This window comes from Rheinheimera sp. F8 (genome assembly GCF_001518915.1).
In genome coordinates, this window is sequence record NZ_CP013656.1 from 2,675,684 (window position 1) to 2,689,730 (window position 14,047).

The following is a 14,047-nucleotide window of genomic DNA, read 5'->3' on the forward strand; positions in this document are numbered from 1 at the left end:
CCGGTCGCTGCGTACCAGGCTTTTTGTAGCGGCAGGCTGAGTGTTACTCGGCCATCGGCTGGATCAGCGCTTTGTGGATCACCGCCTGATTCAGCGGGCCGGTACGACCGCCTTTGCCGCCGGTATATAAATTAAAATGCTGCAGATAGCTCATGTTAAAACCATCTGAAATGGTGAGCTGGCAAACCTCGCCGGCTTTGACATGAAAATCAGCCCGGCTCGACCAGCCGGCTTCCAGGGCGGTCGCCAGATGCGGCATCACCAGCGTGGCCTGCTGTTTGCCAGACTGCGGACAGTCTGCACTGAGGCGTTTGACCACCGCAGTGATGCCGGTATTGATCGGGCCGTTGTCGATGAAGTACTGCAGACGCAGGGCATGCCTACCGGCGTGGCTGGCGGTGAAATTAAGTTGAAGTTGTTGCTCTGGCGCCCCCCAGTTTTTAAACACCGGATGCTGCAGATAGTCGCTGATGTCGTGATCTGCGCTGGTCAGCCCCTGACCCGCCACCAGTTCGACACTGGCTCCAGGTGTACACAAGGTGCGGCTCGGTTGCGAGCTTAAGCCGGTGTCTTTGTAGTGTTGCGTCAGTGCATAACACTGGCTGTATTCGGCTTTGGCTTTGCTGTCAGTCCAGTCTTGCTGACGGGGTTTGAGTTTTACCGGCACGCCATTTTTATACAGGCTGAAACGGGTGTCAGTTTCACCGGCGGCATCAAACTGCAGCGTCGGAATACCCTTGTCACTGAGGCTTAAGCTCAGCAGCGGCTCTTTCGGGGCCAGCAGTTTGCGTTTTTCGCTGCTGCTGATGCTGCCAAGCGGGCCACTGTTATTGGCGGTACGCAGCTCAGTCAGGCGGGACACCGGCGCATCCATCGCCTGCAGTTTCAGCACCAGCTCGTTGCGCTGCTGACTGAAATCATCAAGGTTGATACTGAATTGCTGGTTGCCGGTCAGCACTTGCGGCTGACCGTTCAGGCTGATTTGCGCCAGCCGGTACACCTGGCCACGGCGAGCCTGCGCTGGTAACTCGAGCTGTAAATCCAGTGTGGTGCCGGCCAGGTTCAGGTTTTGCAGGTGAAGACTGTTGCCAAGATCCAGTTCACGCGCCAGATCCGCCGGAATATACGGATTGATCGTCAGCGTGCCGGCACTAAGCTGCGCGCCAAACAGCTGACCGATCACCAAATCACCATAAGCCGCGACGGACCAGAGCTGGCGTTCAGAATTAATCACCGGACCGGATAAAGCACCATCTTCGACATGGGCTTTTTGACTGAGCCATTCCAGATTTTCCATATTCGACTGATTGAGCACGGCGCCCTGATACAACGACACGGCGATTTTGTGGAACAGTTCAGCCTGATTTTGCTGCCGTGCCGCGCGCAGTTGATAAGCGCTGACAAAAGGCCAGATCGCGCGGTTATGATAAATCGGCACGTCCGGCAGCGCCGGGAAAATCACCGGCGGACCGGCCTGCGTCAACGGGTAATTCTGCAAAATCTGCTCGGCTTGCAGCGGTGAGGCCACGCCATGGCTGATGGCCAGCGACAGACCCAGTAAATCGTATTGTTCCACCGGCATTGGGTTATGTGCGGCACCGATATAGCGGGCGTACAGGCCACGCTCTGGCAGCCAGAACCAGCTGTTGATCGCTTGTTTCAGCGCTTGTGCCATTTGTGCCAGCTCGTTTGCGCGCGCGGGTTCCAGCGTTTTGGCGGCCTCTGCGGCGCGGCTTAACGCGACATAATGCAGCACGTTGGTGGAGAGCGAAAATGACTCTGCGAGGAATAAGGTATCTTTGGCGGTCCAGCTTGGATAGCTCTGCTCGCGCCAGTCAAGGAAAGACGTTTCACCGCGGTATAAACCCAAACGGGCATCAAAAATATAAGCCCGGTCCTGCACAATAGTATTACGGGCAATGGCGTACCAACGCTGTTGCCAGGCGTCTGCGGCGGCCTGATTCGATGCGCCTGTGGGGTCTTGTGCCGTCAGGCCACTGGCAGCCAGCACCCAGACCACGCGGTCAGAACTGACCGGCCAGCTGCCACCGGAGCCTGTGTCCTGCAGCGCGACTTCCGTGTTGTCGACGCCGCGGGCAATCAGTTCAGGCCGCACCTGCGAGGTTTTAAACAACAAGGAAGTTTGTGCGCGTACCGGGTCCAGCGCCCCGAGGCCTAAATCCAAGGCATAGGATAAATCACGGGTCCAGACATAATGCCATTTGGCGCCGGTTTCAAAGCAAGGACAAGGCAGCGCCTGTTGGTCATTAAAGCCCCAGTCGGTGATTTCGCTGACACTGTTCTGCTGGCGTTCCTGCTGGCTTAACGCAAACGCGGCATCGAACAATGGGTTTTTACTCAGTAGCAGCGCGTCGCCTGCTGTCGGGCTGATGGTTTTTTCGGTAGGCGCTGTTGCCGGGCCGGCTTTGAGCACGAACTGGCGGCTGTTGACGCTGCCGTCCTCATTTTTTTGCGTCAGGGCTTCGACACTGACACTGCCAAATTTACTCTGTAGCTGGCGGCTTTGCAGTTCACCAGCCAGACGGGGCGCTGCGGGCTGTGCGCCAGTGGCTTCGGTCTGTGGTTCGATCGCAGGCTGAGCTGTCGCAGGCTGCGCCATGACCTGCTGCGCTTGCGTCAGTGCAGAGTAGAAAAATATTGGAGAAAGCAATAAAGACGCCGGCAGCACAGCGCCGGCACTGAAACGACACAGGCCACGGGTAACAGAATTCAGCAACATGGAGAAACCCAATAAAAACCAACAAGAAGATGCTTGAGTGTACTCAAAGGGGACGGCTTAGGGTACACCCTGCACAAGCTTTTTGCAGAGTTAACAGCTTAACGGTGTTGGAACTTTATGTTGTTTATGCGGCACGCGGGTTTTAAGTCCGGTCAGTGAGCGCTGCAGGCGACAACCATTGCCCTGATAACACCTGTTCGCGCTCGGTTTCGGTCAGAATGCCGCGTAAACGGGTGCGCCGGCGATGTTTGCAGGCCTGTGGTTCCGGACTTAACAGCGCCGCCCGGAATAACTGCGGCTGTTCAATCATCGCAAAAGCGCAGCTCCAGAATAAATAAGCGCTGTGGCGTAATAAACCTTGTTGCTGCTCTTGTTCAAGCTGTGCCACGACCGGCGGCAGCAGCGCCGGATTGGCGAGGATTTTATCCACCATGGCACTGTGCAGTTGCAAAATGGTGGCGTCGACGTTTTTTTCCTGCCGGCCTTTTGGGCTGTCATAGCGGGATTGTCGTTGTGCGCTGCTATTGTTGTCACGCAACGCACCGCTGCGGCGTTTTTGCAGGAACTGGTCAAAACGTTGGTATTTGTCTGCTTCTGTCATGGTTGGTCAGGATGATTGCTGTTGATTGATTCACTCAGATTCTACCCTGAACACGCGCCGGCGGATCAGTGGAAATCCCGGCTTGGGCTCTGAAACACCGGTAATAGCGGGTCCAGGCTTTCTATTCTGCCAACGACCAGATGGCTGACCAGGCCTTCGCGTTGCAGCACGCCATGCACCAACCAGAGCCGGCTGCTGATAAAGGTTTGCTGCTGTGCCTGTGCCGTCGCCTGCCAGACAATCAGGTTAATTTGACCGGTCTCATCTTCCAGCGTGACAAAAGTGACGCCACCGGCGGTACCTGGGCTTTGCCGCACTGTGACCAGGCCAATCACCCGCAGCACCTGACCAGAGCGGCAGGTGGCTAAATCACAGGCGCGTTGCAGCGACTGTTTCACCAGTGTCGGATGCTGGCGTAACAACGCCACCGGATGCTGCGTCAGGCTCAGCCCCAGACTCTGATAATCCTCGCCGAGTTGCTGCCAGGCGTCCGGTGTCGGCAACGGACAACCCGGAGCCTCTGGTTCGGTGTGCAAATCCAGTCCCAGCTGCTGTAACAATAAAGGCTCAGTGCTTGGCGGCTGTTGTGCTGGCTGGCGTACTGGCTGGCGAAACAGCGGCAGTTCATCCAGCCGGTCCAGCAACTGCCAGCGGCTGGCAAAACGATGGCCAGACAGCGCCTGCAGCGCATCACTGCTGGCCAGTGCGGCCAACTGGTCTTGTCTTAAGCCGCTTTGTTTCAGGCTGCTCAGGCTATGAAAACCTTCGGCGGGGCGCTGCTGTAATACCGGCAGTAATAAATCCTGTTGCAGTCCTTTGACCTGACGCAACCCCAGTCGCAGCGCCGGGCCTGTTGGGCTCTGCTCTATCTTGTGATCCCAGTCAGAATGCTGAATACAGACCGGCAATACCTGCAAGCCATGGCGTTTGCCATCCTGTACCAGCTGCGACGCGGAATAAAACCCCATCGGCAGGCTGTTGAGTAAAGCGGTCAGAAATTCGAGTGGGTAATAACATTTCAGCCAGGCCGAGGCATAAGCCAACAAGGCAAAACTGGCGGAGTGCGATTCGGGAAAGCCATATTCACCAAAACCACAGATCTGCGCAAAGATCTGTTTGGCGTAAGTTTCGGCGTAACCGCGTTGCTGCATACCGTTAATCAGCTTGGCTTCAAACTGCAGCAGTTCGCCGTTTTTTTTCCAGCTGGCCATGGCCCGGCGCAGCTGATCGGCTTCGCCGCCGGAAAAACCGGCCGCGACCATCGCGAGTTTAATCACTTGTTCCTGAAAAATTGGCACGCCCATAGTCCGGCTTAACACTGCCTCAACTGCAGGCGACGGATAACTGACGGGTTCCAGACCATCGCGGCGGCGCAAAAACGGGTGCACCATATCGCCCTGAATCGGGCCGGGCCGGACTATGGCGATTTCAATGACCAGATCATAAAAGCAAGCTGGCTTTAGCCGCGGCAACATACTCATCTGGGCGCGCGATTCAATCTGAAACACGCCGACAGTGTCGGCCTGTTGGATTTGCTGGTATACGGCAGGGTCATCACCGGTCTGACTGATCTCCGCCAGCGTCAGCGGCACTTCCCGCTGCTGATTGATCATCGCTAAGGCTTTACGTAGCGCCGACAACATGCCGAGCGCCAGAATGTCGACTTTCATCAGGCCCAGTGTTTCTAAGTCATCTTTGTCCCATTGGATCACGGTGCGATCGGCCATGCTGGCGTTTTCCACCGGCACCATTTCATGCAGCGGGCCGGCGGAAATGACAAAACCACCGACATGCTGGGATAAATGCCTGGGTTTGCCGCGGATTTGCTCCACCAGACTGATCAGCTGCTGCGCCGGCAGGCTGTGGATATCCAGACCATGTTGTGCCAGTTGTTGCCACCAGCTGAGGTCAGGATGGCGCCGGTTCAGTTGTTTCAGCCAGTATTCGAGCTGGGTGATGGCAAACCCCAGTGCTTTACCGACGTCACGGACGGCGCTGCGCAGCCGGTAACAAATCACCGTGGCCGTCAAAGCAGCACGTTGCCGGCCGTATTTCTGATAGATGTACTGGATCACTTCTTCACGGCGTTCATGCTCAAAATCGACGTCAATGTCCGGCGGTTCATCCCGCTCGCGGGAAATAAAACGCTCAAACAGTACCGAAATTTTCCGCGGATCAACGGCGGTGATTTGCAGGCAATAGCAAACGACTGAATTGGCTGCCGAGCCGCGGCCCTGATACAAAATTTGCTGTTCGCGGGCAAAGCGGGCGATATCGGCGATGGTCAGAAAATAATAGGGATAATCGAGCTCGGCGATCAGCTGCAGCTCGTATTCTATTTGTGCGGCGATCGCCGCAGGCACGCTGTCGCCAAAACGTACAGCGCTGCCTTCCGCCACCAGCTGACGCAGATATTGCATCGCCGTCTGACCGGGCGGCACCAGCTCGGCCGGATATTCATAGCGCAGGCTATCGAGATTAAACTGGCACAGTGCAGCGACCCGACAGCTTTGCGCCAGCAAATCCGCATGGAACAAATGTGTCAACTTGCTGATGGGTCTTAAGCAGCGCTCCCGGTTGGCGGACAAATCGAGGCCGACGTCAGTGACGGGAAGCCCCAGCCGGATCGCAGTCATCACATCGAGCAGTGGTTGCTGCGCGGCTTCATGCATCAGCACCGCACCGACGGCACAGGCCGGTAGCTCAAACTGGTGGCTCAGCTGCTGGCAATGTTGCTGATAGTCATAATCGCACGCATCCAGCACACGCTGCTGGGCCAGATATAAGCGGGAGCCAAACTGACGCTTCAGCCATGCGCCCCAATGTAGGTCGCTGGCGGGGATGGCACTGGGCAGCCACAGCACCAGGCAGTCCCGGCAGCTTTTTAAATCCCATTCTTCCAGCTGATATTGGCCTTTGACGGCACGCCGTCTGCTGTTGCTGATGATGCGGCACAGCTCGGCGTAAGCTTTCCGGTCCGGACACAGCAACAGCAGACGCAGATCTGCGCCGTAGCGAAAATACGATCCGACAATCAACCGGATCTTGAGTTGCTGTTGTTTGATTTGGCGATGCGCCCGTACCACGCCGGCGACGGAACATTCATCGGTCAGTGCCAGCGCCTGATAGCCCAGATTGTCGGCGGTACAAACCAGTTGCTCCGGGCTGGCGGCGGCGCTCAGAAAGGAAAAATGGCTCTGACAAAACAGTTCGGCATAGTCCATCAGGCAAACACGCCATGCACAAACCACTGCTGTTGTTCTGTGCGGTAAATCCACAACCAGCGGCCGTCGGCACTTTGCGCGGTCAGATAATCACGGGCTTCTGACGGTCCCTGCCACCATTGGCTCTGGATCCGCTCCAGACCTGGCTGCAATTGTACTTGCTGCTGCAGCGGCTGTGGTTGCGCAAGCAAAAACGCCGGCCGGTGTGGAGGCGGCAGACCGGTCACAGTGCCGGTCGTGGAGGGATCTGTACCGACTTTATATGTCGCCGGTGTTTGCGCGACAGTTTGCGCCGTAGTTTGCGCTAGCGCTGGCTGTTGCCTTGCCTGCGGCGTCACGCCTGCGGGGGCAGCGCTTTGCAGCGGGATGCTCACTCCGGCCATCTCCGGCAGATAAGCGGCGACCTGCGCTGGCCGGCAGACCTGGGCGCTGCCGAGTTTGGCTTGCAGCAAGCCAACTAGTTGCAGCGGCGTATATTGGCCACGCCGGCCGGCATACAGGTCGTCGCTGTCGGTATCGCGGCCACAGTATTGGCTGGCACAAAGTGCCAGGGCCAATACCGGTGCGGGCAGTCGCAAGGCTTCAAGTTTCAGCTGCCACAAGTTCAGCCAGCGGCAGGCCAATGCTTCGGCCTGCGGCGACTGCAGTTTCAGCGTCAGGGGCGGTTGATCCCGCAGCGTCAGTTCCAGCTGCAGCTGATAACAGAGCTGATCACGGCGCTGCAAATAATGCTGCAGTTGCAGCAACAAATGCTGCAACGGTTTGTGCAGCTGGGGATATTGCTCCAGCTGATATAGCAGTTCGAGGCGGGCGCTGAACTGCTCCGGTGGCTGATAATATTGTAATAATGGCGGCAGTTTGCCCTGCAGTCGTTGCAGATAGAGGTATAAGTCGGCACCAAAGCGCCGGCTCAGCTCGTTTGCCGGCAGCAGCAACAACTGGCCAAGCTGATTGATACCGAGACGCTCCAGCTGCTGAATGGTCGCCGGCGTCACATGCAGAAACGACACCGGGCAGCCGCTTAGCTGTAGTTGTTGCTGCGCCTGCGTCAAGGCCGTTTGCCCGGGCTGACTCAGGCATAACAGGCGCGCGGCTTCCGCGCTCAGGGCGACACCGTATTGATACTGCAACGGCCGTTGTTGCAGCTGTTGGAGCAGCTGTTGTAAAAATGCCGGCAGGCCGCCATACAGCTGCAGCATCGGGTCGAGCCGTAACCACAGCGCGTTCGGTGGCGCCTCTGCAATATCGGCGCACAGCTGATAACAATCCAGTGCCAGCATGTCCAGCAGCTGTTGCTCCAGTGCCGGTTGCCACGGCATGACCTGTAACGTAGCGCACATGGCACAGGCTTGTGCCAGCGTCTGACCTGGCTTGATACCAAGCGACCGCGCCGGCGCATTGGCCTGATGTACACGCAGATCCTGCGGGTGCAATAACACCGCTGGGTCCGGCGTTGCCGTTGGCTCTGGGCTGATAGCATCGCTATAAAGGTCCAGTTGCAACTGTGGGAACAGCAGATATAACCATAATGTTTGCATCAGAGTCCTCCGTTGTTCAGTTGCGCTGTGGCAGACCACTTCGGTTGCTGCATCAGGTCCGTGCAGCTTCAGGCCATGACGCTTCTGCACTTCAGATCGCAACAGCGGCGCTGTCATGCACCGGGCTTGGCCCATACTGTACCGGTCGCTGGACGTGCTGCTGCACCAGTCGGGGCCAGCGCCCGGAGAAATTGACCAGTTGCCGGGCACCTGGCCAGCCGCCGCGACGTTTTAATACCCGCACTTCAATGCCCAGGGCGGCGGGGCTCAGCGCCAGACTAAGGCCTACCGGTAAACTGAGCTGTGCCTGACCGGCGGGACGGATCAAGAATAATTCGGCCTGGCCTTCTGCGGCAGCCAGTTGCAGGCGTTTCAGCCGGGCGATATTCAGCGTGTGCTGCCACAACAAGACGGTGCTGCAACAGCCACTTTTCAGACATTGTTCGGCCGCCCATAACGCATCACGATCCTGCGCCCGCACGTCCAGCAATTGCCATAACGGCAGGCCCTGACTGCTCAGGAAAGGCGCATGCAGCTGAGCCGGTGTGTTGATATACACCTGTAACTTGCCAAGGCTGGCCTGCTGTTGCAGATAAGGTAATAACAGCCGGAATTCACCAATGCCAAAAGCCGTGCGCAGCTCAATCACCTGCTGCGTGGGCCAGCCACCGCCGAGTAACAGATCCAGCTCGGCAAAACCAGTCGGAGCCAAAGCTTGTTGCGGGGAAGGGGCATCATTCAGGCACCAGATGTGACCCTGTTGTTTCAGATCGGACAGTTGCATATCAATACCAATATACTGTTTATATATACAGTATATGTGTTCTGTTTTTTGCCGCAAGAGGGCGGCGGAAAAAAGCTGGCGGGTCTTATGGGCTGGAAAATAGCTGTTGCTCTGTAACCAGACCTGTCCCATTTCTGCTACCACTGGCAGAAAATCTGATGAAAATGAAGCAGATAAGTATTCGGTACGGGGTGAAGCCAGCAGTGTTTGTTACAGTCTTCAGCCTGCCATTCACAACTAATTTCGCCTGATATGCGACTCTGTAGATGATGTTGCAAACAGGAGAGCCATCATGCGTATTTTCACCTTTATCGTTTGTTGTATCGTCAGTAGTGCAGGCGTTGCCGCCGAACCGTTGTATGTAGCGGCAGACCCATCAATGGAAACAGCATTATGTATCAGCGCCGCGACGTCAGACCGGCTGGATTTTAAGCAGGACCTGCAACACAACCGCATTCGTCCGGCGGTTGCCGCGAATAAACTGCTGTGTAATGACCTGCCGGTCGCCAGTTTTGCTTTTCAGGCCGGCAATACCGCGGTGTACCAGCATCTGAAAAAATATGTCAAAGGTCATGTGGATATTCAGGATATCGCTGCAGTGCCTGGGCAGAGTACTGTGGTGGTGCGTGGGCGCTGACACTTGCCGGCGGTAGAAAAAAGGCCCGCTGCGATTGCGGGCCTTTTGCTGACAGGTGTTTCAGGCTCAGGGTAAATCAAACAACAAGGCAAATACCGGTTGTGCACCGCTGACCAACTGCCAGTCAGTCAGATCGGCGATTTTCACGCCATCGCCATCCTGCAGCGTGATCTCAGTGTCTGCACTTTGCAGGCTGAGTGGCCCGGAAACCAGATGCACATAGAGTTTACGGCCGGCAGCCGCCTGATACTGCAATTGACTCTGGGCATCCAGTCTGAGCTGATACAGCTTCGCATCCTGTTTTAAATGCAGACTGCCGGCTTCGCCGGTTTTTGACGCCACCAGCGTCAGGCCCGGCGTTTGGGCAAACGGCTTTTGCTGATAACCTGGTTCACCGCCGACGCTGTCCGGTTCAATCCAGATCTGCAGGAAATGCAGGTTTTTGTCCGGATTGGCGTTAAATTCACTGTGCATAATGCCACGGCCTGCGCTCATCAGCTGAAACTCACCGGCCGGCAGTTCTGCCACTTCACCGGTTGAATCGCGGTGGGCGATCACGCCATCCAATACCAGGCTGATAATTTCCATATCGCGATGGCCATGGGTATCAAAACCGGCACCGGGGGCAACCTGATCGTCGTTAATGACGCGTAAGGCAGAGAAGCCCATTTGCGCTGGATCGTAATAGCGGCCAAAGGAAAAACTGTGGCGGCTTTGTAACCAGCCGAAATTCGCACTGCCGCGTTGGCCGGATTTTCTTAATTCGATCATGAGGTGACTCCTGAATAGCTGTTTAACGGGAAGTACGGCAACCCGGGGGTTGCCGTCGTATGAGTGGCCGGGTTACGCCAGTTTTTTCGCCAGCCAGTTATCGATGGCAAAGCGACCAGCGCCGCTGAAGGTCAATGCCACGCTGATGGCGAGCAGTGACAGGGCAAATTCATAACCGTTGTTGCTCATAAACAGGCCGTTGGCAAAGTGCACGCTGAAAATCGCAACCAGCATCGTGATGGCCAGGACAAAGGCTGCCGGGCGGGTCAGCAGACCCAGGATTAACGCCAGGCCACCAAAGAACTCAGCACCACCGGCCATTAATGTCAGTGGAATGCCCGGGGTCAGACCGATGCTTTCCATCCAGCCAGCTGTGCCCTGCAGACCATAACCGCCAAACCAGCCAAACAGTTTTTGTGCACCATGTGCAGCGAAAATGATGCCGGCTGGGACCCGCAGCGCCAGGCTGGCGATGCTGTTGCCTGAATCTTGTGTGTTTTGTACGAAAGTTTTGATTAAATTTTTCATTTGTATTGCTCCAATATGTTGTTGAGGTTCTGCTGCATTCGCCGTTACTACCTGCGTTATTGCCTGCGTTCTGCTGCGTTGAGATAAATGTAACCGGCTTGCGTTCCTGAAAAAAGCGGAATAAATTGACACTCATGTTCAAAATATTTGAATGAACGGAGTTCAGCAAATGGCGCTACAGCCAGTGTTAACCCTTGAAGCGCTCAGAGCGCTGGATGCTATTGATCGTAAAGGAAGTTTTGCCGCTGCAGCTGAATCGCTGTACAAGGTGCCTTCGGCGCTGAGTTACACCATAGCCCGGCTGGAAAGCGACCTTGGCGTGCAATTATTTGACCGGAGCCGGCAAAAAGCCCAGCTGACACAAGCGGGGATGCTGTTATTACAGCAAGGCCGTCATTTATTGCTGGCCAGCCGGCAATTAGAAGAAGCGGTGCGGCAGCTCGATACCGGTTGGGAGCGTCAGCTGGTCATTGCGGTGGATTCAGTGGTGCCGTTGCAGCCGTTGTTCAGTCTGATTGACCAGTTCCATCAGCTCGGCCGACTGACGCAAATCATGCTGACCGAGCAAGTGATGGCTGGCGGCTGGGAAGCTTTACAAAGTGGCCGGGCCGATTTAGCCGTTGGTTTATCCGGTGAAGGCGTCTCTGGTCAGTTCCAGCTGCAGCCGATGGCGCAGATGGATTTTGTCTTTGCCGTCGCGCCGCATCATGAATTGGCGCAGCTGAACCGGGTGGTGACGCAACAGGATCTACAGCAACAAACCGCGATAGTCGTCAGTGATTCTGCACTGGATTTACCGGCGCGCGATTCCGGTTTATACGACAGCCGCCGCCGGGTGCTCGTCAGCAGCATGCAGGCCAAAATTGCCGCGCAGCAGGCCGGGCTAGGTGTCGGCTTCCTGCCCAAACATCTGATTAGCCAGGCGATCCAGGCGGGATCGCTGATTGTTAAAGCCTGCGAGGTGCCGCGCGCCGGAACCATGATGTATCTGGGCTGGCGCCGCCAGGCGCAACCGGGCCAGGCGCTGTTGTGGTTCACTCAGCAATTGAGCCAATATGACTGGGCTGCCGTATTCCAGAGCGACCTGACTACAGAGGATAATATTGATGCAATTGGGTGAACATCAGGGCGTGATCTTTGATTTAGACGGCACGCTGGTCGATTCAAAGCTTGATTTTAGTCTGTTATGTCAACAGCTTGGCTGGCCGGCCGGCACGCCTATTCTGGAACATCTGGCGACCATTACCGTCCGCAGTGAATATCAGCGCGCCGTGACCATCATTGAACAATTTGAACTGGCAGGGGCACAGTCCGCAGACTGGATGCCCGGTGCAGCCGAGTTGCTGGCGCTGCTGCAACAGCAGCAAATCCCAACAGCGATCCTGACCCGCAATATGCGCAGTGCTACCCAGCATTGCCTGCAACGGCTTGGCATTGCCGTTGATCTGGTGCTGACGCGCGAAGATGCGCCGGCCAAGCCGGACCCCACCGGTTTATTGATCATCGCCAGCCATTGGCAAAAAGCGCCGGCAGACTTGTTGTTTATTGGTGATTTTCATTTTGATCTGACTACAGCACGCGCGGCGGGTATGCCGAGTTGTTTATATCTGAACCCGGACAATGGTCATTATCGTGATCAGGCCGATTTTGTGCTGCAACATTTTGCCGAACTGGCGCAGCGTTATCAGCAAAAATTGGTACCGATTACATCCGGTTAGATAACTATTTTCATTTAAGTTACATATTCTTGGTGAAACATGGCAATAACCGCAGAACATCAGTCAGATCAAAGACATTTGTGTGATAGATTGCTAGACTCAGTGCAGTTCCAGTAGTCATTTCTACCCGGCATCGATGAATTTTGTGCCGAATCAAGGGGGTGGCGTGTCAGTTGCGAAAATAAGTCCGTCTCAGGTCAAAATTGGTTATTTCATTCAGTTACCGGTGAACTGGATGAAGCACCCTTTTCTGACCAATAAATTCAAAGTAGAAAATCACGAACAGATTGCCATTATCCAGACTCTGGATTTAACGTTTGTTTATTTCTTTCCAGATAAAAGCAGTGTGGAAATTCACGAAGATGCCGCACCGGCAGCAGAGTTGGCGCAGCATGCCTGTGAATTGCGTTATCAGCTGGAGCGGGAAAAAAACGAGCGGATCGAGCAGGCGAAAGAACAGCGCCGGCAGTTGCAGCGCACCGAAAAGGCGTTTGAGAAGTCGATGGTGCAGGTGCGCAATGTGATGTCAAAAATCGGCAGCCGGCCCTTGCAGGCGGTGGAAGAAGCCACCAGTCTGGTCCATCAGATCGCCGATACCATTATCAACGCTGATTCATTAGTGTTGCATTTGATTTCGCAAGCCAGCAAAGAACAGGAAAGCATTTATTTTCACGTACTGAACGTTTCCGTGTTGTCGATGATGCTGGCAAAAAATTTAGGCATGAATGCAGACCAGGTCAAACTGACCGGCCTCGGCGCGTTATTCCACGACATTGGTAAACTGAAGATCCCAACGCAAATTCTGCGTAAAACCGAACCTTTAACCGCGCCGGAAGCGAACTTGCTGAAAATGCATACCCGCTATGGTATCGAGTTGCTGAAACTGACCGAATCCTTTCCAAAAACGGCCTGGCCTGTGGTGGAGCAACATCACGAATATCTGGACGGCAGCGGTTACCCACTGGGGCTCAAAGATAACGAAATCGATGCGATGGCCAAAGTGGTGGCCGTGGTCAACGAGTTTGATAATCTTTGTCATCCGGTTGACGTGACCAAAGCGCGCTCACCGCATCATGCGATGTCCTATTTGTTTAAAACGATGAAAGGCAAGCTGGGCGCCAATGAAATGGGCCAGTTGATTAAAATGATGGGCGTGTATCCACCCGGCACTATAGTGCAGCTCAGTGATGACAGAGTGGGGCTGGTGATGTCGGTCAACAGCGACCAGTTGCTGTATCCGAATGTGCTGGTGTACGACTCGCAAATCCCGCGACTGGAAGCGCCGGTGATTACGCTGCAGGAAGGTAAACTCAGTATCAGCAAAGTATTAAAGCCTTCGGCGTTGCCGCAGGCTGTGTATGAATATCTGAATCCGCGGGCACAAGTCAGTTATTTTATTCAGGGCAACGAACGTAAATAACCTTTGGTCCAAACGGCACAGTTGCCACGCTTCTGCATTCAACATGATACCAACCAGGCCTGAATCTTCTGCGGCGTAGCTCCCGG

11 protein-coding genes are annotated in these 14,047 nt (G+C 55.5%); 4 read left to right on the forward strand and 7 right to left on the reverse strand.

Features of this window, described 5'->3' with window-relative positions; genetic code table 11:
* Positions 1-43 precede the first annotated feature (43 nt).
* The 5 genes from ATY27_RS12000 to imuA form a co-directional block, all read right to left on the reverse strand.
* The gene (locus ATY27_RS12000; RefSeq protein WP_208930881.1) at positions 44-2,740 is read right to left on the reverse strand and encodes a hypothetical protein; all 2,697 of its coding nucleotides are present in this window, start codon (positions 2,738-2,740) and stop codon (positions 44-46) included.
* Positions 2,741-2,882: 142 nt separating this feature from the next.
* Positions 2,883-3,341: a hypothetical protein gene (locus ATY27_RS12005; protein ID WP_208930882.1), complete on the reverse strand. Its 459-nt coding sequence runs from the start codon at positions 3,339-3,341 to the stop codon at positions 2,883-2,885.
* A gap of 65 nt (positions 3,342-3,406) precedes the next feature.
* Positions 3,407-6,565 (reverse strand): error-prone DNA polymerase, encoded by a 3,159-nt coding sequence (locus tag ATY27_RS12010; protein ID WP_208930883.1) that lies wholly within the window; start codon positions 6,563-6,565, stop codon positions 3,407-3,409.
* The gene (locus tag ATY27_RS12015) at positions 6,565-8,103 is read right to left on the reverse strand and encodes a DNA polymerase Y family protein (RefSeq protein WP_208930884.1); all 1,539 of its coding nucleotides are present in this window, start codon (positions 8,101-8,103) and stop codon (positions 6,565-6,567) included. The genes ATY27_RS12010 and ATY27_RS12015 overlap by 1 nt, the downstream gene beginning before the upstream one ends.
* A gap of 91 nt (positions 8,104-8,194) precedes the next feature.
* A complete protein-coding gene (gene imuA / locus ATY27_RS12020; RefSeq protein WP_208930885.1) occupies positions 8,195-8,887 on the reverse strand; it encodes a translesion DNA synthesis-associated protein ImuA in 693 nt (230 codons plus the stop codon).
* Positions 8,888-9,179: 292 nt separating this feature from the next.
* Here imuA and ATY27_RS12025 point away from each other — a divergent pair, with 292 nt between their 5' ends.
* Positions 9,180-9,524, forward strand: a complete 345-nt coding sequence (locus ATY27_RS12025; protein ID WP_208930886.1) for a DUF3718 domain-containing protein — start codon at positions 9,180-9,182, stop codon at positions 9,522-9,524.
* A gap of 66 nt (positions 9,525-9,590) precedes the next feature.
* On the opposite strand, the gene ATY27_RS12030 is transcribed toward ATY27_RS12025, so the two are convergent.
* Positions 9,591-10,295, reverse strand: coding sequence for a pirin family protein (locus ATY27_RS12030; protein ID WP_208930887.1), 705 nt, complete (start codon positions 10,293-10,295; stop codon positions 9,591-9,593).
* 72 nt (positions 10,296-10,367) lie between these two features.
* Positions 10,368-10,823 (reverse strand): DoxX family protein, encoded by a 456-nt coding sequence (locus ATY27_RS12035; protein ID WP_208930888.1) that lies wholly within the window; start codon positions 10,821-10,823, stop codon positions 10,368-10,370.
* A gap of 169 nt (positions 10,824-10,992) precedes the next feature.
* On the opposite strand from ATY27_RS12035, the gene ATY27_RS12040 reads away from it, so the two are divergent.
* From ATY27_RS12040 to ATY27_RS12050, 3 genes are all read left to right on the forward strand, one after another.
* Positions 10,993-11,943 (forward strand): LysR family transcriptional regulator, encoded by a 951-nt coding sequence (locus ATY27_RS12040; protein WP_208930889.1) that lies wholly within the window; start codon positions 10,993-10,995, stop codon positions 11,941-11,943.
* Positions 11,930-12,541, forward strand: a complete 612-nt coding sequence (locus tag ATY27_RS12045; protein WP_208930890.1) for an HAD-IA family hydrolase — start codon at positions 11,930-11,932, stop codon at positions 12,539-12,541. The genes ATY27_RS12040 and ATY27_RS12045 overlap by 14 nt, the downstream gene beginning before the upstream one ends.
* A gap of 136 nt (positions 12,542-12,677) precedes the next feature.
* Positions 12,678-13,961, forward strand: coding sequence for an HD-GYP domain-containing protein (locus ATY27_RS12050; protein ID WP_279614556.1), 1,284 nt, complete (start codon positions 12,678-12,680; stop codon positions 13,959-13,961).
* Positions 13,962-14,047: the final 86 nt, after the last annotated feature.

Excerpts from the sequence above, each read along its gene's own strand:
- ATY27_RS12000 (WP_208930881.1), bottom strand. The coding sequence starts at position 2,740 with ATGTTGCTGAATTCTGTTACCCGTGGCCTGTGTCGTTTCAGTGCCGGC.
- ATY27_RS12005 (WP_208930882.1), bottom strand. The coding sequence starts at position 3,341 with ATGACAGAAGCAGACAAATACCAACGTTTTGACCAGTTCCTGCAAAAA.
- ATY27_RS12010 (WP_208930883.1), bottom strand. The coding sequence starts at position 6,565 with ATGGACTATGCCGAACTGTTTTGTCAGAGCCATTTTTCCTTTCTGAGC.
- ATY27_RS12015 (WP_208930884.1), bottom strand. The coding sequence starts at position 8,103 with ATGCAAACATTATGGTTATATCTGCTGTTCCCACAGTTGCAACTGGAC.
- imuA (WP_208930885.1), bottom strand. The coding sequence starts at position 8,887 with ATGCAACTGTCCGATCTGAAACAACAGGGTCACATCTGGTGCCTGAAT.
- ATY27_RS12025 (WP_208930886.1), top strand. The coding sequence starts at position 9,180 with ATGCGTATTTTCACCTTTATCGTTTGTTGTATCGTCAGTAGTGCAGGC.
- ATY27_RS12030 (WP_208930887.1), bottom strand. The coding sequence starts at position 10,295 with ATGATCGAATTAAGAAAATCCGGCCAACGCGGCAGTGCGAATTTCGGC.
- ATY27_RS12035 (WP_208930888.1), bottom strand. The coding sequence starts at position 10,823 with ATGAAAAATTTAATCAAAACTTTCGTACAAAACACACAAGATTCAGGC.
- ATY27_RS12040 (WP_208930889.1), top strand. The coding sequence starts at position 10,993 with ATGGCGCTACAGCCAGTGTTAACCCTTGAAGCGCTCAGAGCGCTGGAT.
- ATY27_RS12045 (WP_208930890.1), top strand. The coding sequence starts at position 11,930 with ATGCAATTGGGTGAACATCAGGGCGTGATCTTTGATTTAGACGGCACG.
- ATY27_RS12050 (WP_279614556.1), top strand. The coding sequence starts at position 12,678 with ATGAATTTTGTGCCGAATCAAGGGGGTGGCGTGTCAGTTGCGAAAATA.